Genomic DNA, 19,766 nt, shown 5'->3' with positions numbered 1-19,766 from the left:
TCTAGGTAGTCTATAGTTGGAGCATCGGAATAATCCGAAAACCGGATTCCACTTTTCGGTCCGATGCTCTAAACTATCAGGCTCTCCGCCATCATTTCCTGAAGCGCGTCATAGGCGGCGATCACCGTTTGGGTCTGCGCTTCATGGGCCAGCCGAAACGCATCACCATAGACCGTCTCATCCGGATATTCGGTGATGAGCGTCATCGGCGCGTCGTGGCGGTCGACCTCCGTGATGGTGATCGGGAAGCCGTTCAAGACCTCGAACTGAAGCGTTCCGGCGTGGATCTCATAAAGCCTTATCTGCGCCGCGTTGAAAGCAGCCAGCCCCGGCACCTTCGCCAGTTCAGCCGTCACCTTTTCAATCAGTCGACGCGTGCGCTCGGCCCACCCGGGCTTGTGACGGGCGACCAGAAAAAAGCCCTTCGGCACCGTCCACATCTCGAAACCACGCGGAATGTAGCCCGTCAGCGGTCGTGTCCACTCATGCGAGGGATAGCCGTGCAGATTGACGTGGAGCGCCGCCTTCGTGCGTGAAAAAGCTTCGCGGCGAATGGCTTTTTCATAAAGGGGTTCGGCTTCGCGATACTCCAGATCATCGCCAAGCGCGGTGTAGCGGGCGGCGTGGTGCATGTGGTGCGGCTGGCTCTGACACAGCGCATAATGAAGCGCATAGCCGTCCGGGTTTTCCAGCGGCGACACCGTGAAATGCGCTTCCTCGCGCTCGGCCAAGAGCGATGCGCCGCGCAGCGCGCCGGCAACGCCGGAAATCTCGTTGGGATGCTGCCCACCGCTCAGCATGATCGGGTGATCGGTTCCGCGCACATGGCGCGCCGGAACAGCGCGGCCGGACCGCGAAGCCACCTCGAACGCCTCGCCGCCAATCTTTTCAAGCGTCTCGGCGACCATCGAGACGGAGAACGGCCCCACGGCCTGGTGCAGCGGCTGCGCCGGCCAAAGGGCGGGTTCGGTGGTGAGCGGCCGGGTTTCGACCTTGACGGTGATCGCGCCTTCGCCAGTAGCAATCACAGGGATGATCTGGCCGGGCTGAAGCCCGCGCGAACCAAGCTTGCGGCCCGACTTCTTCTGGAAGAGTTCAAGCAGCGAGAAATAGAAGTCCTCGTGCAGCGCTTCGTGCAGGCTGATCGCCTCTTCGCCGACCGGCAACCGCCGGTCCGCACCCGGCATGGAAACACTGATGTGAAGCGCGTCGAAAAATGGCTCGTCCTCACCCCATGGATACGCATCGATGGCGGCAATCGTTTCGTGAAAGAGGCGCTCGAAATCGGTTGCGAGCGCCTCGTCAACGACGCGACCATCGGGATGGCGCAGGCGCAGCCAGCCACAGGGCGAGAGAAGCTTTTCGCCAATGTGATCTTCGGCAAACCGGTTCGGCGCGAAGACCTTGTGATGGGAAACGGTTCCATCCACGGCCGTGATCTCGACGCCATATTCGTGCGGGCCATCGACCGGAGCCGGGGTGAAAGCGATCTCCGCTTCGTCCACCATGCCGGCCAGCGGATAGGCTTCCAAAAGGAAACGCTGCGCGGGCGCGGCAGAGCTGACCGGATAGGTGATGGCGATGCGTGTATGGGAGGCTGGCGCTTCTTCGAGAAAGAAGTGGACGAGAGGCTTGTAGGCGCTGTGCAGCCGGGCGGTGACGCCCGCTGCCTCGAAACGCTTTTCGGCGGCGCGGCGCGCGGCCTCATCCTCGAAAAGCCATGCCTCCAGCTCGGCGCCGCGCCATGCTTCTGTGGCGTAGTCGGCGAGCAGACGGTCGAGCGTGCGGTCGAAGGTCTTTTCGAAGATCGCGGTCATGTTTCTGTGCGTCCTGTTGGATCGAGAAGATCGCGCAGCCAGTCGCCAAGAAGGTTCAGGCCGAGCACGGTGAAGAGGATTGCAAGCCCCGGAAAGACGCTGACCCACCAGGCGTTCTGCAGATAGGTGCGGCCATCGGCCAGCATGCCCCCCCAGCTAGGGATCGTCGGATCGACACCGAGGCCAAGGAAGGTTAGCGAGCTTTCCAGAAGAATGTTGGTGGCGACGTTGAGCGTCATCAGAACGATGACGGGCCCGGCGAGGTTCGGCAGAAGGTGCTGGAACAGTATCTTGAAATCCGGCACGCCGATGGCCTTGGCGGCATGGATGAACTCACGGTCGTTGAGCGACAGGACGGAGCCGCGCACAAGGCGGGCATACTGCACCCACTGCGACACGATGAGCAGGATGATCGTGTTGGTGATGCCGCCGCCGACAATGGCAATGAAGGTGATTGCAAGAAGGATGAAGGGGAGCGCCAGCTGCACATCGGCAAAGCGCATGACAAGCATGTCCCAGAAGCCGCGGTAGTAGCCCGAGATCAGCCCCATGACGACGCCGATTACCACGGCGCCGGCAACGGAGGTGAAGCCGACCAGAAGCGAAATCTTGCCGCCGGTTATCACACGCGCCAGCACATCGCGGCCCAGCGGATCGGTGCCCAGAATGTGCGCCCAGTCGGTGAAGGGTTTTGTGAGACGTGCCGTCAGGTTGATCTGCTCGCCGCCATCCGGAAAGAGCAGCGGTGAAAGCAGGACCAAAAGCGTCATCGTTCCGGCAAGAAGGATGCCGAGAATAAACTCGATGTTCTTGAAGTGACGCAAACGCGAAACAGCCTGTGCCATGATTGCGTCCTTTCCTATCGGTTGCGGATGCGCGGATCGACCAGCCCATAGGCGATGTCGACCAAAAGGTTGACGCCGATGATGAGCAGCGAAAGCACGGTGATGACCGCCTGCAGGACCGGATAGTCACGTCCGGCCACCGCATCGAAGGCGAGCGTGCCGAGGCCCGGCCAGTTGAACACGCGCTCAATGACGACAATGCCGCCCAGAAGGCCGCCGAACTGGAGGCCGAAATAGGTGATCAGCGGAATGGCGCAGTTTCTGAGCGCATGCTTGTAGAGCACCTTGCTCTCGCTCAGGCCTTTTGCACGGGCGACCTGGATATACTGCGAACGCAGCGTCTCAAGCATGGCCGTGCGCACCAGGCGCACATTGGTGGCGGTGAGAATGACACCCATGGTGACTGCCGGCATGATGAAGCTGGCAAACCCGCTCATGCCTGATGGCGGCAGCCATTGCAGCATAATCGAGAACACCAGGACGAGCATGATGGCGAGCCAGAAATTCGGAAAGGAAAGCCCGACCAGAGACAGGATGCGGATCACCTGATCGGCGGTCCTGCCCTTGTTGACCGCCGCGTGGATGCCGAGCGGGATGGAAATCGCGATGGACACCAGCAAGGAGGAAAAGGCCAGTGCCAGCGTGGCCGGCAAAGCCTTGGAAATGAGCAGGGATACCGAGGTGCCTCCGAGGAAGCTGCGGCCGAAATCGCCGACGAACAGACCTTTGATGAAATCCCAGTACTGGGCGATGAATGGCTCGTTGAGGCCGAGCGCCTGACGGATATTCGCCAGATCTTCTTCCGTGACGCTGCCCGCACCCTGGGAGAGCATGAGCGCCGGATCACCGGTCAGCCGGATGGCGAACGACACCGTAAGGGTGACGACGAAAACGACGAACACCGCCTGCAGGATGCGTTTGAGAAGAAAACTGGCCACCAGAGCCTCCGGGATAGGTTCTGCGCGCTCGCGCAAAGTTCACGGGCTCGGGGGCGGCACGGGCCGCCCCCGACATTCACGTCCTGGGAGGACTATTCGACTTCAACCTCGTTGAGGCGCATGCGGCTGTCCGGCGGTGCGATGAAGTTCTTCACCCGCTTGTTGACGCCGTAAATCGCATTGAGGTTGTAGAGCGGCATTTCGAGCGCGCGATCGGCCGCGTAACGGGCGATCTCCTGCAGCACTTTCTCGCGCTTTTCAGCGTCGATCATCGGGCGCTGCGATTCCAGAAGCGCATCGAGCTCCTTGTCGCTGTCATACGGGTTCCAGCGCTCGCCCGTGTGGTACATCAGGTAAGCGGTGTTGTCGTAATCGAGCGTCCAGCCGCCCCAGCTCTGCTGGAACATCTCGCCGGTCTTGCCCTGCGGGATGATGTCGTTGAGCAGGACGTTGGTCTCATACGGCTTGATAGTGGCGTTGAGACCAACCATCTGCAGGTAGCTCGCAACCGCCTGCGTGACTTCACCGAAGGTGGCGTCATTGCCGCGAATGTCGATCTGGACCGGTGCGCCGGCAGCAACGCCTGCTTCCTTCAAAAGCTCCCTGGCCTTTGCCTGATCGAACGGCAGCGGCTCCATTTCCGGGTCATAGCCGAAGGACAGTTCCGACTGGAAGGATGCGATCTGCTTGGCCTGACCGCCGAGAACGGCGTCGATGATGGCCTTGCGGTCGACCGCCATGATCATGGCCTTGCGCACTCGCTCATCGGCGGTGATGCCGTTACCGGTGTTGAAGCGCAGGGCATAGACCGTCGGGCTGGTGACGGAAACGATTTCGAGCTTGTCGTCAGCCTCGATGGTGGGAACCATGGAGATCGGGATGGTCGGCGGGATGACGATGTCGACACGGCCGGCCTGCAGCTCGGCAACGGCGGTGGCCGGCTCCGAGATGAAGCGGTACTCGACGGCGTCGAGCTTCGGTGCGCCGCCCCAGTGATCGGCGAAGGCCTCAAGCTTCACGCCGACCTTCGGCTCATAGGAGGTCATCTTGAACGGGCCGGTGCCAACGGGATTTGCGTTGACGAAGTCTTCTTCGTTCTCGGTGACGTATTTTGGCGGCACGATCATTGCGCCGTAGCCGGCGAGCTTCGTAATGAGAACCGGATCGGGCTGGGTCAGAACCAGATCGACCGTGAAATCGTCAACGATCTCGACCTTTTCGATCACGGCGTAGTTGGAGCGCTGCGGGCCCTTTTTGCCTTCTTCGCCGAGCAGGCGGTCGAAGGTGAATTTCACGGCCTCGGCGTTGAAATCCTCGCCATTGTGAAACTTGACGCCTTCACGCAGCTTGAAGCGGATGCGCTTGCCCTCGTCGAGCACGTCCCACTCGGTGGCCAGTGCAGGCACGATCTTTGTGTCGGGACCGCGATAGACCAGACCGTCATAGATGTTGGTGGCGACGGACGACCAGTTCACCAGGAAGGTGTCGATCGGATCCCAGCTTCCCGGATCCTGCGGGGAAGAAATGGTGAGCGTGCCTGCGGCCTGCGCCGGCATCGCGCCGAACGGCAGCGCCGCCAGCACGGCGGCCAGCAATGCGCCGCGTGTTTTGCCGAATGTCATGAAAAGTCCTCCGTTTCTTTTGCGTTTGTGTTCCAGTGATCAGCCTGTGGCGTCACGTGCGACCAGATGGTCGGGCGCGATCTCCACCAGAGGTTTGATTTCCGGCTCGTCGCCCACCCGGCGAACCGGGCTTGGAATTTCGCCTTCGAGCATGGGCCGGTCGGGCCGCTTTGTCGGGTCGGCGACGGGAACGGCCGAGAGCAGTTTCTTCGTGTAGGGGTGCGTGGCGCGCTCGAAAACGGCCTCGCGCGAGCCCGCTTCGACGATCTGGCCGAGATAGAGCACGGCAACGCGATGGCTGACCTTTTCCACCACCGCCATGTCATGGCTGATGAAGAGATAGGAGAGCCCCTCATCGGCCTGAAGCTCCATCATCAGGTTGATGATCTGCGCCTGAACCGAAACATCGAGCGCTGAAAGCGCCTCATCGGCGATGATGAGTTTCGGACGCGAGGCGAGCGCGCGGGCGATACAGATGCGCTGGCGCTGGCCGCCGGAGAACTCATGCGGGTAGCGACGGGCGTGTTCGGGCCTGAGGCCGACGCGTTCAAGCAGTTCCTCAACGCGCTTCTGACGGGCCGCGGCACCGTCGATCAAACCATGCGTGAGGATGGGCTCGGCAATTGAAAAGCCGGCAGTGCGGCGCGGATCAAGCGAAGCGAAAGGGTCCTGAAAGACATACTGCACCTTCTGGCGCAGGCTATGGCGCTCGGCCGACGACATGGCGGAAATGGCCCTGCCCTCGAAATAGATTTCACCGCCAGTGGCCGCCTGTAGCTGCTGGATGGTGCGCCCGATGGTGGATTTGCCGGAGCCGGATTCGCCTACCAGCGAAAGGGTCTCGCCGGGCCAGATATCGAGACTGACCTTTTCGACCGCGTGGACGCGGTGGGAGACCCCGCCGAAGAAGCCCCTCTTTATATCGAAGCGGGTTTCAAGGTTCTTCAGACTCAGGATCGGGGACTGGTCGTAGCGGGCGGTATCCTGCAGGTGCTCCTCGCCCACGAGGCGGGGCGTTTCGCCATCCATGACGGCAACAGGCAGACGCTTGGGATATTTCTCGCCCTTCATCGAACCGAGTGTTGGAACAGCGGAGAGAAGGGTCTGCGTATAGGCATGCTGCGGGCTGGCAAATACCTGCTCGACCGGGCCTTCCTCGACCTTGTTGCCGCGCCACATGACAACCACATCATCGGCGACCTCGGCCACCACGCCCATGTCGTGCGTGATGAAGATGACGGCCATGCCGAGCTTTTCCTGAAGGTCGCGGATGATCGAGAGGATCTGCGCCTGAATGGTGACATCGAGTGCGGTGGTGGGCTCGTCCGCGATCAGGAGTTTGGGCTTGCAGGCGAGCGCCATGGCGATCATCACGCGCTGGCGCATACCGCCCGAAAGCTGGTGCGGATAACGCGACAGAAGCGCGCGAGCATCGGGCAGGCGGACCATTTCCAGAAGGTCACCCGCCTGCCGCAGCGCCTCTTTCCTCGAAACGCCCTCGTGCAGCATCAACACTTCGGCGATCTGATCGCCAATGGTGAAAACCGGGTTGAGCGAGGTCATCGGCTCCTGGAAAATCATGGCGATGTCCTTGCCCCGTACCCGGCGCATGGTGTCGATCGAGGCCTTCGCAAGATCGACCGGGCCGTTGCCGCCGTCGAACAGGATCTCTCCGTTGACGATGGTGCCGTTCATGTGGTCGATCAGCCGCATGATGGAGAGCGAGGTGACCGATTTTCCGGAACCGGATTCGCCCACAATGGCAAGCGTGCGACCGGGAGCAACCCTGAAGCTCAGATCATCGACAACGCGGTTCGAGCCGAAGGCCACGGCCAGCGAACGAATATCCAGTAACGTGTCCTGTCCGAGCTGCGGCATAGATACTCCCATCTGAAGGACAGGCCGAAAAACCCATTGAACCCGGTTGCGCCTGGCCCTAGTCTTTAGACCAGATGGGTGGCAGTCGCATGAATTCCGCGCTTTCGTGAGCGGCCCTGCCAGTAAAAGAAAACATTTCCAGACATTTTGTCAATAAATTATCATTGAGAAGCGTGAAATAGGTTCTTGCTGCCGTGCAGTCCCGCTCTGAGCGCGTTCATGACGGGAGATAAAATGATCATGCCGGATGGCTTGACAGTTTCGTTTCGCCAGCTAGGCTTGAGCGATAATAAGATTTTGGCATCTGGGCCTCGCCGGGAATATTGTTGTTCCCGTCGGGGCCCTTTGCGTTTTGGGGAACGAGTGTGAAAACTTATCCGATCGGCGTCCTGTTTTCGCGTTCCGGTGGCTACAGCCGCCCGGCCGAGCAGGGCTATTTTGGCGCTCTGGCGGCTGTGGCCGACATCAACGCCGATGACACCTACCCTTTCCAGCTCGAAGCCCACCACGCAGACCCGAAGGGGAATGCTGACCGCTACGCGGAGCTTTGCCGCGATCTCATCCGTCAGACGGGCGCGCAGCACATTGTCGGCTGCACCACATCATGGAGCCGCAAGGAGGTGATCCCCGTCGTCGAAAAGCTCGACGCGCTGCTCTGGTACCCTTGTGTCTATGAGGGTTTCGAGGTCTCGGAAAACCTTGTCTACATCGCAGCCTGCGCCAACCAGCAGCTCGTGCCACTGCTCGATTACATTGTTCCACGCTTCGGCGGTCGCGGCTTCCTGACAGGCGCGAATTATATCTGGGGATGGGAAACCAACCGCATTGCCCGTGACGTTCTGACCCGTTCGGGCGGCAGCGTATTGGGCGAGCGCTACGTGCCGATTGGCGATGATGACATTGGACATCTCATCGATGAAATCCGCGAGAAACGTCCGGACTTCATTCTCAACAATCTGATTGGCAATTCCTCCTATGCCTTCCTCGCCGCCTATCGGGCGCTCGGACAGGAGGATCCGGCTTTCCTGCCGGAAAACTGCCCTGTGGTGAGCTGCAATCTGTGTGAAAACGAAACAGTGCGGCTGGGAGTCGATGCCGCCGGGCACTATACGGTTTCAAGCTATTTCCGGGCGCTGGCAAGCGAGGAAAATGATCGGTTTGCCGCCCGCATGAAGGCCGAAAATCCGACACAGGTGGCAGACGCATTTTTCGTGCAGGCCTATGCGGCCGTGGTAACGATCGCCGAGGCGATCCGCAAGACAGGCAGCGACGACGCACAGGGTGTTCTGGAAGCAGCAAGAAACCACCAGACCATAACACCGCTGGGGTCTTTGCGCGTCGACCGCGCAACCAATCATGTGAGCCTTTTCGCCCATATAGGCCGCACACGCACCGACGGCGATTTCGAAATCGTTCACTATTGCCCAGAGGCCATTGCGCCCGACCCGTTCCTGACCGCAACGCCGCTTGACCGGCTCTATGCGGGCACCGCCGCCGATGCGCGGCAGCTAAGGGTGGTGCGATGAGCCCGGCCCTTGCACATACGCCCAATTTCGTCGGCTGGCGGGCGCTGATCCTGCACCGGCCGCACCAGAATGTGGACGCGCTGTCCGCCCAATGCGCCCGTATCGGCATCGCGGCCGAACAGGCCTGGCCGACGCTGGAAGAGAGCGGGGCGATGCGCGATTTCAATGTGCTCCTGATCGATGCCGATATGGGTTATGACGAGCAGTTTCCCTGGGCACCGGGGCTGGCGCCCATGCCGATCATTGCACTGATCGGCTCCGAAGCCCCGGGCCGCATCGCATGGACGATTGGCCAGGGCGCGGATGCTCAGCTCTTGAAGCCCATCGGCAGCGCCGGACTTTACAGCGCGCTTGTGGTGGCAAGCCAGGGGTTTCTGCGGCGCACCGCACAGACGGAAGAGATTGCCCGACTGAAGGAGCAGCTCGCCCAAAGGCAGGTTGTGGCCGAGGCGACGGCCATACTGATGCTGAAGCACAATTGCGATGCCGAAACCGCCTACAACCATCTTCGCAGGACCGCCATGGCAGAGCGACGTTCGATCGAGAAAGCCGCCGGTGGCGTGGTGGCCGGCTTCGACACAGACGGACGGACGAATGTCACAAACACTCGCTGAAAAGAACACCGGGGCCGAAACGCCTTCGGTAGTGATGCGTCTCCTGCGCCGGCCTCTGGCGCTGACAGGGCTCATCATCATCGCGGTGGTGGTTCTGGCCGCAGTCTTTGCGCCGTGGCTTGCACCCTACAATCCCTATGAGCAATTTTTCGAAGGGCTGACCATCGAGGGTGCACCGCTGCCCCCCAATGCGCAGTTCTGGTTCGGCACCGATCTCGTGGGACGCGATCTCTTCAGCCGCCTGATCTATGGCGCGCAGACATCGCTGATCATCGGCGTGGTGGCCAATGGCATCGCCGTGGTGATCGGCTCCGCGGTGGGCATATCGGCCGGCTATTTTCGCGGCTGGGTCGACACGGTGCTGATGCGCTTCACCGATCTGATGATGGCTTTTCCGGCGCTGCTTCTGGCTATCGTTCTGGCGGCGATTTTCAGCCCAAGCCTGTGGATTGTCGCAATGGTGATCGCCATGGTGAACTGGGTGCAGATCGCACGCGTGACCTATACCGAGACACGCTCCATCGCCGAACGCGATTTCGTGGTGGCCGAACGCGCTATGGGTGCAGGCGCAGGCCGCATCCTGTTCCGCCATATCCTGCCGCACCTGCTCTCCACGATCATCGTGTGGGCGACGCTCGGGATCGCCACCACCGTGCTTCTGGAGGCAACGCTTTCCTTCCTCGGCATCGGCGTTCAGCCGCCCATTCCCTCCTGGGGCAACATCATCTTCGAGAACCAGACCTATTTCACCTCCGCGCCCTGGCTCGTCTTCATTCCGGGCGTTGCCATCCTCGCGCTGGCACTGGCCTTCAACCTTGTGGGTGACGCGCTGCGCGACATTCTCGACCCGACACAGCAGGGGCGCCACTGATGCTTGCCTATGTCGCCCGCCGCCTGATCCAGACCGCGCTGATCCTGCTCGGCATCAGCTTCGTGACCTTCGTGCTGCTCTATCTCGTGCCAGCCGACCCCGCGCGCCAGATCGCCGGCCGCAGCGCGACCGCTGCGACGGTGGAGAACATCCGCGAACAGCTTGGGCTGAACCTCCCCTTTTATGAGCAATATCTGCGCTATCTCGGCGGACTTTTGAACGGGGATCTCGGCCGCTCCTATCTGCAAAAGACAGAAGTTTCCGAACTCATTGCTTCCCGCCTGCCCGCAAGCCTTCTTTTGATGGTGGGTGCGATCTTCTGCGAACTCGTTCTGGGCCTGACCATGGGCGTGGTGGCAGCGCTGAAGCGCGGCTCGCGCACCGACGACACGCTAATGATCGCCTCTTTCGTGGGTGTTTCGGCCCCGCAATTCGTGATCGGCATTCTGCTGCTCTACGTGTTTGCGGTGAAACTCGGCTGGTTCCCCATCGGCGGCTACGGCACCTTCGCACATCTCATCCTGCCCTCCATCACGCTCGGCTTTCTGGGGGCCGGCTGGTATTCGCGCATGATGCGTTCGTCGCTGATCGACGTTCTGCGCCAGGACTATATTCGCACTGCGCGCGCCACCGGTCTGACCCGCGCAAGAGTTCTTTTCGGCCATGCGCTGCCCAACGCCATCCTGCCCATCATCGCCATGATCGGCATCGACATCGGGCTCTTCATGTCGGGCATTGTGGTGGTGGAAAGCGTGTTTGGCTGGCCGGGCATCGGCCAGCTCGCCTGGCAGGCAATCCAGCGCGTCGACATACCGATCATCATGGGCGTCACGCTGGTTTCGGCCTGCGCCATCGTGCTCGGCAATCTGCTTGCCGATCTGATCACTCCGTTGATCGACCCGCGCATCAAGCTGCGCTGATGCAGGACCAACAAAATGTGCAGCACCAGAGAAAGGAACACTTGAGATGAGAAATCTGCTTCTGGCCGGCGTTGCCGCCGCTGCCCTTTCCACCTCCGCCATGCTGGCCCCTGCTTTTGCGCAGGATATCAAGCAGGGCGGCTCCATGACCGTGACCTACAAGGATGACGTCTCCACGCTCGATCCGGCCATCGGCTATGACTGGCAGAACTGGTCGATGATCAAATCGCTGTTCGACGGGCTGATGGATTATGTGCCCGGCACCACCGAGCTGCGCCCGGAGATCGCCGAATCCTATGAGATTTCCGACGACGGAACGGTCTTCACCTTCAAGCTGCGTGACGGCGTGAAATTCCACAATGGCCGCGACCTGACCGCCGAGGATGTGAAATACTCCATTGAGCGCACGGTGAACCCTAAGACCCAGAGCCCCGGTGCCGGCTTCTTCGGTTCCATCAAGGGCTTTGAAGAAGCCTCCAGCGGCGATGCGGACGGGCTATCGGGCATCACCGTGGTGGACGATCACACCATCAAGTTCGAGCTCTCGCGGCCTGATGCGACCTTCCTGCATGTGCTGGCGCTCAACTTCGCCCATGTGGTGCCGAAGGAAGAAGTCGAAAAACACGGTGCGGACTTCGGCAAGCATCCCGTCGGCTCCGGCGCGTTCAGGCTGGCGGAATGGACGCTCGGCCAGCGCCTCGTCTTCGAGCGCTTCGAAGACTACTGGAACCCCGGCGTGCCGAAGCTCGACCAGATTATTTTTGAGGTGGGTCAGGAGCCGGTTGTGGCCCTCCTGCGCCTGCAGAACGGTGAAGTGGACGTGCCGGGCGACGGCATTCCGCCGGCAAAGTTCATCGAGGTGAAGAACGACCCCAAATTCAAGGATCTGATCATTCAGGGCGGCCAGCTTCACACCGGCTATGTGACCATGAATGTGAAGATGGAGCCCTTCGACAAGCCGGAAGTGCGCAAGGCCGTGAACATGGCCATCAACAAGGACCGCATCCTGCGCATCATCAATGGCCGCGCCGTTGCCGCCAACCAGCCTCTGCCGCCCTCCATGCCGGGCTATGCCAAGGATTATGAGGGCTATGCCTATGATCCGGAAGCGGCAAAGGCGCTTCTGGCCGAGGCCGGGCTTGCCGACGGGTTCGAGACCGAACTCTACGTCATGAACACCGACCCGCAGCCGCGTATCGCGCAGGCGATCCAGCAGGATCTGAAGGCCATCGGCATCAATGCCTCCATCAAGTCGCTGGCGCAGGCCAATGTGATTGCCGCTGGCGGCGAAGAAGACCAGGCCCCGATGATCTGGTCGGGCGGCATGGCGTGGATTGCCGACTTCCCTGATCCGTCCAACTTCTACGGTCCAATCCTCGGCTGCGACGGCGCGGTGCCGGGCGGCTGGAACTGGGCCTGGTATTGCAACGAGGATCTCGATGCCATGGCGAAGGACGCCGATGCCATGGTCGACCCGGAAAAGGCCGGCGAGCGCGAGGCCATGTGGCGCGACATCTATCTGAAGGTGATGGAAGACGCCCCCTGGGCGCCGATCTTCAACGAAGAGCGCTTCACTATCCGCTCTGAACGCATCGGCGGCGACGACAAGCTGTTCGTCGATCCGGTGCACATTCCCGTCCACTATGACGAGGTTTTTGCCAAAGATGTGCAGTAACTGCGACTACACCATTCACGGGCGCCATCACCATTTTGGGTGGGATCATTCGATCCCGCCCGCCGAAAGGGTGACGCCGGGCTCGACGCTGGAATTCGAGTGTCTCGATTCCGGCTCCGGCCACTTTTCGCCCGACAGCACCGTGGACGATATCGCCACGCTGGATTTCTCCAAGGTCAACCCGGTCAACGGCCCCATCTATGTGGAAGGGGCCAAGCCGGGCGATGCACTAAAAGTGGAAATCCTCTCGTTCAAACCGTCCGGCTTCGGCTGGACGGCGAACATTCCGGGTTTCGGGCTCCTGGCGGACCAGTTCAAGGACCCGGCGCTAACGCTGTGGAACTATGACGCGGCAAGCCTTGAGCCGGCGGCCTTTGGCAAGCATGGCCGTGTGCCGCTGAAACCCTTTGCCGGAACCATCGGGCTGGCACCGGCGGAGCCGGGTCTGCACTCGGTGGTGCCGCCCCGGCGCATGGGAGGCAATCTCGACATTCGCGATCTGGCAGCGGGCACCACGCTCTATCTGCCGGTCGAGGTGGAGGGGGCGCTGTTCTCCATCGGCGATACCCACGCCGCACAGGGCGATGGCGAAGTGTGCGGCACGGCCATCGAAAGCCAGATGAACGTGGCGGTGAAGCTGGACGTGGTGAAGGGCGCAAACCTTGCCATGCCGCGCTTCACCACGCCGGGGCCAGTGACGCGGCATCTGGATGCGGAAGGCTATGAGGTGACGACCGGCATCGGCTCCGACCTCATGGAGGGGGCGCGGGCCGCCCTTTCCGGCATGATCGACCTTCTGTGCGCCACGCGCGGGCTCTCGCCCGAAGACGCTTACATGCTGTGTTCGGTCTGCGGCGACCTGCGCATCAGCGAGATCGTCGACCAGCCCAACTGGGTGGTCTCGTTCTACTTCCCACGTGTTGTCTTTTCGTGAGAAGGACCGAATGACCAAAGCGCGCGCCATGAACATGACAGCAGGCACAGGACTTCTGGAGGTAAGCGGGCTCACCGTGCAGGTGGCCACACCGAGCGGCGCGCGCACGGTCGTCGACGACCTGTCCTTCACGCTGGAAAGCGGTAAGACACTCTGTATCGCAGGCGAAAGCGGGTCGGGCAAATCCATGACCGCGCTCTCGCTGATGCAGCTTCTGCCAAAGCCCATGGCGCGCGTCTCGGCAGGGACGGCCAGTCTGGCAGGGCGCGACATCCTCGCCCTCTCCGAAGCCGAAATGCGGCAGGTGCGCGGTCGTCATATCGGCATGATCTTTCAGGAGCCGATGACCTCACTCAACCCTGTGCTCTCCGTGGGAAAGCAACTTTCGGGAGCGATTTCCGCTCATGGCGGGCTTTCGGACAGTACCATCCGGTCCCGCGCGCTTGAATTGCTCGACCAGGTGCAGATTCCCGAGCCGGAGCGGCGGCTCAAGCAATATCCGCACGAGCTTTCGGGTGGCATGCGCCAGCGCGTCGTGATCGCCATGGCGCTGGCGCAAAGCCCGCAGATCCTGATTGCCGACGAACCAACCACGGCGCTGGACGTGACCGTGCAGGCGCAGATACTGGCGCTGATCCGCAAGCTTCAGGCGGATCTCGGCATCTCCGTGATCATGATCACGCATGATATGGGCGTGGTGGCGGAGATGGCCGACGACGTGCTGGTGATGCAGCATGGGCGCATGGTGGAGCACAGCCCCGCCAGTGTGATTTTCTCAAAGCCCGAGCACGCTTATACAAGTGAGCTTCTTGCTGCCGTGCCTCGGTTGGGAGAGATGACCGGCACCACGGAGCCAAAACGCGTGGCGGCCCGCCCCGGAACAGGGCCAGAAAAGCCGCTTACCGCCGAACCGCTGGTTTCCGTGAAAGACCTTACCGTACGCTTCGATATCAAGGGCGGCATCCTGCAACGCCCGGTGCAGCGCGTGCATGCGGTGGAGGGTGTCTCCTTCGACATCATGCCGGGCGAGACGCTTTCTCTGGTGGGGGAATCGGGCTGCGGCAAGTCAACCACCGGGAAGGCTCTTTTGAACCTGATCCCCTGGCAGGGCGATATCCGCGTTGGTGGCCGACCGACGTACGGGCTTGGACCACGCGCCATGCGACCGGTGCTGCGTGACGTGCAGATGATCTTTCAGGATCCCTATGCCTCGCTCGATCCGCGTATGCGCGTCGGCGATCTGGTGGCTGAACCGCTGCAAATTCACGGACTGGCAAGCGGCAGTGAGCTGGAAGACCGGGTTGCCTATCTCTTCAAGCGCGTCGGGCTTTCGACCGATCAGATGCGGCGCTATCCGCATGAATTCTCCGGTGGTCAGCGCCAGCGCATTTGCATCGCCCGGGCGCTATCCCTCTCGCCAAAACTGATCGTGGCGGATGAATCGGTGGCCGCCCTGGACGTTTCGATCCAGGCGCAGGTGCTCGATCTTTTGCAGGATATCCAGAACGAGACGGGAATGTCCTATCTCTTCATCTCGCACGATATGGCCGTGGTGGAACAGATCAGCCACCGTGTGGCGGTGATGTATATGGGGCGCTTTGTGGAGATGGGCAGCCGGTCGCAGATATTTGAGAACCCGCAGCATGATTACACGAAGAAGCTGATGGCGGCGGTGCCGGTGGCCGACCCGTCACGCCCCCGCCGCGCCTTTATGGAAAAGGCCGAGGATCTGCCGAGCCCCGTGCATGGGCTGGACTATGTTCCGCCGCGGCATACCCCGTACGACATTGGCGGCGGGCACATGGTCTGGGGTGACCGCAAGGAAATAAACACCTCCGGCTCAGCGGGCCGGATCTGAATGGATGTCTTTCGCGCATCCGACAAAAAAAGGCCGGGCGCTAACCCGACCTTCCTGATCATCTCGATGCGCCGTGCCAGTACATCCGTGGTCACGTCGCAGAGATGAAAACTATGCTGCCTGCAGATTGTCTGCAGCGCTCTTGCCGGACTTGCGGTCCTGCACAACGTCGAAGCTCAGCTTCTGACCTTCAACGATGTTCTGCATCCCGGCGCGTTCGACGGCAGAGATATGGACGAAAACATCATTGTCGCCATTGTCAGGAGCAATGAAACCAAAACCTTTGGTGGCATTGAAGAACTTTACGGTACCAATAGTCATACGATTTTCCTTTCAAATCGTCATAGGGAATTGATGCCGGCAGCGGCCGTGCACCAGAGAGTTCGAATTTGAGGGAAGATCGTAGGGGCGCTTGGCAGCGCAAAACAAAGTTCAACAGCAATTTCGATGAGCAAGATATAGATGCAGATTGCGTCAAAAGCAAGGCTTGGTTGAATAAATAAACCGGCCGCTGCTGCAAGCCCTAAAACAACCTTGCAAAGAAGATCAGGCTCATCACCGTTCCGACGATGATGACCACCGCGCGGACCACGGAGGCCGGCAGCGCGCGGGCAAGTGGTGCGCCCGCATAGCCGCCGATCGTGGCCCCAACCATCATGACCAGCGCCTGCGGCCAGGCGACGATGCCGGCAAGCGCGAATGTTGCCACGGAAATGGCCGAGAGGATGAAGGACAAACCGTTTTTCAGTCCGTTCATCGTATTTAGATCGCGCATGCCCCAAAGCGAGAACAGCGCCAGAAGAACGATGCCCAGACCGCCATTGAAATAGCCGCCATAGATCGCAACGAGGATCGCGCTGAACCGGCCCTCCCCCGTTCCGCTGCCGAAACGGCGGGCGACGCTTTGAATATTATTGCCGAAGGCGAAGGTGAGCGTGGCGATCGCCAGCAGGAATGGCACCACAAGCGAGAACGCCTCATTGGAGGACACAAGAAGCAGAAGCGAGCCGACCAGCCCACCGAGGGCCGTTAGCCCTGCGATGCGCAAAAGGCGCGAACGCTCGAAAGCAGCGATTTCGGATCGAAACCCGAGTGCGCCGCCCAGATAGCCCGGGAACACGGCTACGGCGCTGGTGGCATTCGCGGCCACAACCGGAACACCGGCATAGACGAGTGCCGGGAAAGTGAGGAACGTTCCACCGCCGGCCACCGTGTTCAGCGTACCGGCGAAGAACGCGGCAACTGCAAGAATCAAATAATCTACCATGCCACTTCCTGCCCCGACGTATTTGGCAAAGCTGCACTAACCCAACAGGGCTGACAGGCCAATGGCCTCAGGAAATCAGCCGTTGGTGCAGGTGGTTTGCGCGCCTTGGCAACAACACTGAGGTGCGTCACCGACAGCTCTTCAACCTTTGTTGTGAATCTGACATTAGGGAAACCGTGAAGGGACTTTAAGCGCAGAGCCCATGGCGAGGCGCTTCGCAGCATGCTGGATATCCCCATGGAAAATAGCCCCGCGATCAGCATGAACGGACTGATCGGTCCGACAATCATGCTCGTGTTTGCAATCGGTTTCATATGGGTGTGGTGGGTGGACAGACGTCACCTGCACTCAGTCATTCTCGCCGCCGCCTGCGCTCTGTTCGGTGTCGCCATGCTTTCCCAGGTCCTGCAATGGCCGTCGGGAATCGGGCCGAATGCGCTCTTCTCCGGGGTTCTCTACACGCTGGCCGTGGTACTGGCGAGCGAAGGCATGTTACGCCGCGCCAGCAAGCGGCTCGGGTTCGTGGCAGGAATCGCCCTGACCGCCGCAATCATGATTTCGTTGTGGTATTTCGCCTATGTTCAGCCCAATCTGCTGGCGCGGATCTATGTGCAAAACTTCAGCTACGGTGCCGTTCTCCTCGTGGTTGCGCTGCGCATCCTGCCAACCCGCAACACCGGAAGAGCCGATCATATTCTCTTTTGGGTGCTGCTCGCATTTGCTTTGCATTTCTTTCCGCGAACGCTGCTGACGGCAAAACGCTCTCTGCCTACGCTGGCCATGGCTCCGGGCGACTCACTGTTCTGGCAGACGCTGCAACTTTCGCTTTCCGTCATGGGGGCAGCGCTTGCCCTGACGGTCCTCGCCACAATCCTGACCGACGTGATGAACGAATTGCGGCAGGACCGGGATTTGGACGGGCTGACGGGCGTGTTGAACCGCCGCGGTTTTGAAGAGCAGGCAGACTGCCACGTGAAGTCACGGCGCAGGGCGCCGCTTGCCCTCATCGTCTGCGACCTGGATCATTTCAAGCAGATCAATGACACGCTCGGCCATCATGTCGGGGATGCAGCCCTCAAGGCGTTTGGAGGGATGCTGCGGAAATGCGCGCGCGCAAGCGACATTGTCGGCCGGATCGGCGGCGAGGAGTTTGCGCTGCTTCTGCCGCATACGGACATCGCCGGCGCGCGAGATCTGGCCGAGCGATTGCGCAGCGCACTTTCGTCCGATGTGCATTCGATCCACCGGCAGGATGTCCGGCTTTCGGCAAGTTTCGGCATCGCCCTGAAGAATCCCGACGACGATCTTGCAACGCTTCTCATGCGGGCGGATCGTCATCTTTATGGTGCCAAGCAGGCGGGCCGCAATCGGATCATGTCCGACCCTGTGCAAGCTTCTTCATACGTCGACAACACAGGCTCTGTTCCATCCAGCCCTGCGCCGGGCATATGAGCGCACGGGCGACGTCAGTGGCCAATTTCACCCACGGCGGCAAGTGTGCATTGCACGAAATCCCGCACGAAGGGGTTCATGCTGTCTTCGCGCCATGCGATGACGAGTGAGACGGCCCTGGGCAGTTTCGGAAGCTCCCGGTAAACCACATTCTCCATTGGCGTCATAACCACCCAGGCCGGAACGATCCCGACACCGATGCCGGCTGACGCCATGGCAACGACCGTCATGGTGTGGCTGACCTCCTGCACCACTTTCGGTACGAATCCCGCCTTTCGGCAGTGCTGCAGAACCACATCCTGATAACTGACGCCGACAATCGAAGAATAGGTAATGAAATTCTCGTTGCGCAGATCCTCGACTTCGAGGTTCTCGCGGGAGGCAAGGTGGGATTCCGCCGGAAGCACGGCGACGAAACCCTCCCGGTAAATCTCCCGATAGGCGATGCCGGAGGCCGTGCGCGGAGGACGCACAAAAGCCACGTCGATTTTGCGGTCCTTCAAAAGGGCGAGCTGCTCTTCCGTGGTGTGGATCTGCATGTCAAGAAGGACAGAAGGATTGCGCCGGCTGAACTCACGCATCGCTTTCGACATGAAATTGTAGAGGCCTACATAAACGGCGGCGATGCGCAGGCGACCGGAGGAAAGGCCGCCCGCTGCCTGCGTTTCGCGGATCCCCTCTTCCAGCGAGACCAAAACCTGTTGCGCCTTTTCAAACAGAACCCGGCCGGCCGGTGTGAGCGTCACGCTGCGGGTGGTGCGGTCGAACAGCCTGACACCAAGACGCTCTTCCAGTTGGCGAATCTGCTGGCTGAGAGGTGCCTGCGAAACGCCCAGCATTTCGGCTGCTCTGCCGAAATGCAGTTCCTGCGCGACCCGCATGAAATAGCGTAGATGGCGAAACTCGATTGCGCCGAGTGACTGCATCACAATGCCCGATTAATATTCAAAACAGAAAAATAGCGTCGATAAATATATTGGACAACCAATATTTGCCCATGCTTCCGTAACTGAAAAAGAGAATGGGGACCCCTGTGAAAGACCATAAACCAATGGACCTGGTGCGTCCGCTGAGGATCGCTGTTGGCGTTCTGCTCATCATCGTCGTGAGCGTGACGCTGCTTCAGATCTTCCTGCGGTATTTCTTCAACGCACCACTCGTGTGGAGCGAAGAACTCGCGAAACTGCTGATCGTGTGGATCGCGTTCATCGGAGCGGCGGCCGTTTGCTGGGATGGCCGGCATCTCAATGTAGATGTGTTTTATCTGATGTTGCCCAAAGGGTTGCGCACGATCGTGCGCTACATCAACGCGATCCTCTCCATTGGCTTTCTTGCAATTCTGGGATGGACCAGCGTGAAGCTGGTGATCCTTGAGAATATGCAGGACCTCTCCGCCCTGCCGCTTCCTGCGGGCGTGGTGCGACTGGCTGCAACGGTGGGCGCCGTGTTGATGATCGCGGCGATCATCGGGCGCATCGTCTATGTCCGGCCGATGCATCGCCAGACCGACCCGGCCTATGGCCATGAAGACCCCATGTGATCCGCGGAC

At 60.6% G+C, this 19,766-nt stretch carries 17 protein-coding genes; 9 read left to right on the top strand and 8 right to left on the bottom strand.

Annotated elements, in window-relative coordinates:
* Nucleotides 1–68: 68 nt before the first annotated feature.
* From HF949_RS06225 to HF949_RS06205, 5 genes are all read right to left on the bottom strand, one after another.
* The gene (locus HF949_RS06225) at nt 69–1,817 is read right to left on the bottom strand and encodes a peptidase M14 (RefSeq protein WP_292899099.1); all 1,749 of its coding nucleotides are present in this window, start codon (nt 1,815–1,817) and stop codon (nt 69–71) included.
* Nucleotides 1,814–2,662 carry an ABC transporter permease gene (locus tag HF949_RS06220; RefSeq protein ID WP_292899097.1) on the bottom strand — a complete coding sequence of 283 codons (849 nt, stop codon included), beginning with the start codon at nt 2,660–2,662 and terminating at the stop codon, nt 1,814–1,816. Before HF949_RS06220 ends, HF949_RS06225 begins: the two co-directional genes overlap by 4 nt.
* Nucleotides 2,663–2,676: 14 nt before the next feature.
* Entirely contained in the window at nt 2,677–3,600 is a 924-nt protein-coding gene (locus tag HF949_RS06215; RefSeq protein ID WP_292899095.1) for an ABC transporter permease, read from the bottom strand.
* Between the two features lie 92 nt (nt 3,601–3,692).
* A complete protein-coding gene (locus HF949_RS06210; protein ID WP_292899093.1) occupies nt 3,693–5,222 on the bottom strand; it encodes an ABC transporter substrate-binding protein in 1,530 nt (509 codons plus the stop codon).
* Nucleotides 5,223–5,261: 39 nt separating this feature from the next.
* Nucleotides 5,262–7,100, bottom strand: a complete 1,839-nt coding sequence (locus tag HF949_RS06205) for an ABC transporter ATP-binding protein (RefSeq protein ID WP_292899092.1) — start codon at nt 7,098–7,100, stop codon at nt 5,262–5,264.
* Nucleotides 7,101–7,465: 365 nt separating this feature from the next.
* Between HF949_RS06205 and HF949_RS06200 the strand changes: the two genes are divergently transcribed.
* Genes HF949_RS06200 through HF949_RS06170 form a run of 7 tightly spaced genes read left to right on the top strand, consistent with a single transcriptional unit; the run spans nt 7,466 to nt 15,498 of the window.
* On the top strand, nt 7,466–8,626 hold the full coding sequence (locus HF949_RS06200) for a transporter substrate-binding domain-containing protein (RefSeq protein WP_292899090.1): 1,161 nt from the start codon (nt 7,466–7,468) through the stop codon (nt 8,624–8,626).
* On the top strand, nt 8,623–9,240 hold the full coding sequence (locus HF949_RS06195) for an ANTAR domain-containing response regulator (protein ID WP_292899088.1): 618 nt from the start codon (nt 8,623–8,625) through the stop codon (nt 9,238–9,240). Before HF949_RS06200 ends, HF949_RS06195 begins: the two co-directional genes overlap by 4 nt.
* Nucleotides 9,221–10,111, top strand: coding sequence for an ABC transporter permease (locus HF949_RS06190; protein WP_292899087.1), 891 nt, complete (start codon nt 9,221–9,223; stop codon nt 10,109–10,111). Before HF949_RS06195 ends, HF949_RS06190 begins: the two co-directional genes overlap by 20 nt.
* Complete coding sequence (locus HF949_RS06185) at nt 10,111–11,031, top strand: ABC transporter permease (protein ID WP_292899085.1); 921 nt, start codon at nt 10,111–10,113, stop codon at nt 11,029–11,031. Before HF949_RS06190 ends, HF949_RS06185 begins: the two co-directional genes overlap by 1 nt.
* Nucleotides 11,032–11,077: 46 nt before the next feature.
* Nucleotides 11,078–12,706, top strand: a complete 1,629-nt coding sequence (locus tag HF949_RS06180) for an ABC transporter substrate-binding protein (protein ID WP_292899083.1) — start codon at nt 11,078–11,080, stop codon at nt 12,704–12,706.
* Nucleotides 12,696–13,640, top strand: a complete 945-nt coding sequence (locus tag HF949_RS06175; protein ID WP_292899081.1) for an acetamidase/formamidase family protein — start codon at nt 12,696–12,698, stop codon at nt 13,638–13,640. The genes HF949_RS06180 and HF949_RS06175 overlap by 11 nt, the downstream gene beginning before the upstream one ends.
* Before the next feature lie 10 nt (nt 13,641–13,650).
* Nucleotides 13,651–15,498 (top strand): ABC transporter ATP-binding protein, encoded by a 1,848-nt coding sequence (locus HF949_RS06170; RefSeq protein WP_441338387.1) that lies wholly within the window; start codon nt 13,651–13,653, stop codon nt 15,496–15,498.
* A 111-nt stretch (nt 15,499–15,609) separates the two neighbouring features.
* On the opposite strand, the gene HF949_RS06165 is transcribed toward HF949_RS06170, so the two are convergent.
* Both HF949_RS06165 and HF949_RS06160 read right to left on the bottom strand, forming a co-directional pair.
* Nucleotides 15,610–15,819 (bottom strand): cold-shock protein, encoded by a 210-nt coding sequence (locus tag HF949_RS06165; RefSeq protein WP_292899080.1) that lies wholly within the window; start codon nt 15,817–15,819, stop codon nt 15,610–15,612.
* A gap of 202 nt (nt 15,820–16,021) precedes the next feature.
* Nucleotides 16,022–16,765, bottom strand: coding sequence for a sulfite exporter TauE/SafE family protein (locus HF949_RS06160; RefSeq protein WP_292899079.1), 744 nt, complete (start codon nt 16,763–16,765; stop codon nt 16,022–16,024).
* A gap of 237 nt (nt 16,766–17,002) precedes the next feature.
* On the opposite strand from HF949_RS06160, the gene HF949_RS06155 reads away from it, so the two are divergent.
* A complete protein-coding gene (locus HF949_RS06155) occupies nt 17,003–18,217 on the top strand; it encodes a GGDEF domain-containing protein (RefSeq protein ID WP_292899078.1) in 1,215 nt (404 codons plus the stop codon).
* A gap of 14 nt (nt 18,218–18,231) precedes the next feature.
* Here the strand turns inward: HF949_RS06155 and HF949_RS06150 are convergent, their stop codons facing one another.
* On the bottom strand, nt 18,232–19,143 hold the full coding sequence (locus HF949_RS06150; RefSeq protein WP_292899076.1) for a LysR family transcriptional regulator: 912 nt from the start codon (nt 19,141–19,143) through the stop codon (nt 18,232–18,234).
* Nucleotides 19,144–19,250: 107 nt separating this feature from the next.
* Between HF949_RS06150 and HF949_RS06145 the strand changes: the two genes are divergently transcribed.
* Nucleotides 19,251–19,757: a TRAP transporter small permease gene (locus tag HF949_RS06145; RefSeq protein WP_292899074.1), complete on the top strand. Its 507-nt coding sequence runs from the start codon at nt 19,251–19,253 to the stop codon at nt 19,755–19,757.
* Nucleotides 19,758–19,766: the final 9 nt, after the last annotated feature.

It is taken from the genome of Nitratireductor sp., from assembly GCF_017794765.1.
In the GTDB taxonomy this organism is placed as follows: Bacteria; Pseudomonadota; Alphaproteobacteria; order Rhizobiales; family Rhizobiaceae; genus Nitratireductor.
This window is presented reverse-complemented; position numbering and strand designations above follow the sequence as displayed.

Coding starts and splice junctions, on each gene's coding strand:
- HF949_RS06165 (WP_292899080.1), bottom strand. CDS start 15,819: ATGACTATTGGTACCGTAAAGTTCTTCAATGCCACCAAAGGTTTTGGT.
- HF949_RS06150 (WP_292899076.1), bottom strand. CDS start 19,143: ATGCAGTCACTCGGCGCAATCGAGTTTCGCCATCTACGCTATTTCATG.
- HF949_RS06170 (WP_441338387.1), top strand. CDS start 13,651: ATGACCAAAGCGCGCGCCATGAACATGACAGCAGGCACAGGACTTCTG.
- HF949_RS06220 (WP_292899097.1), bottom strand. CDS start 2,662: ATGGCACAGGCTGTTTCGCGTTTGCGTCACTTCAAGAACATCGAGTTT.
- HF949_RS06205 (WP_292899092.1), bottom strand. CDS start 7,100: ATGCCGCAGCTCGGACAGGACACGTTACTGGATATTCGTTCGCTGGCC.
- HF949_RS06175 (WP_292899081.1), top strand. CDS start 12,696: ATGTGCAGTAACTGCGACTACACCATTCACGGGCGCCATCACCATTTT.
- HF949_RS06210 (WP_292899093.1), bottom strand. CDS start 5,222: ATGACATTCGGCAAAACACGCGGCGCATTGCTGGCCGCCGTGCTGGCG.
- HF949_RS06195 (WP_292899088.1), top strand. CDS start 8,623: ATGAGCCCGGCCCTTGCACATACGCCCAATTTCGTCGGCTGGCGGGCG.
- HF949_RS06160 (WP_292899079.1), bottom strand. CDS start 16,765: ATGGTAGATTATTTGATTCTTGCAGTTGCCGCGTTCTTCGCCGGTACG.
- HF949_RS06185 (WP_292899085.1), top strand. CDS start 10,111: ATGCTTGCCTATGTCGCCCGCCGCCTGATCCAGACCGCGCTGATCCTG.
- HF949_RS06225 (WP_292899099.1), bottom strand. CDS start 1,817: ATGACCGCGATCTTCGAAAAGACCTTCGACCGCACGCTCGACCGTCTG.
- HF949_RS06180 (WP_292899083.1), top strand. CDS start 11,078: ATGAGAAATCTGCTTCTGGCCGGCGTTGCCGCCGCTGCCCTTTCCACC.
- HF949_RS06190 (WP_292899087.1), top strand. CDS start 9,221: ATGTCACAAACACTCGCTGAAAAGAACACCGGGGCCGAAACGCCTTCG.
- HF949_RS06155 (WP_292899078.1), top strand. CDS start 17,003: ATGGAAAATAGCCCCGCGATCAGCATGAACGGACTGATCGGTCCGACA.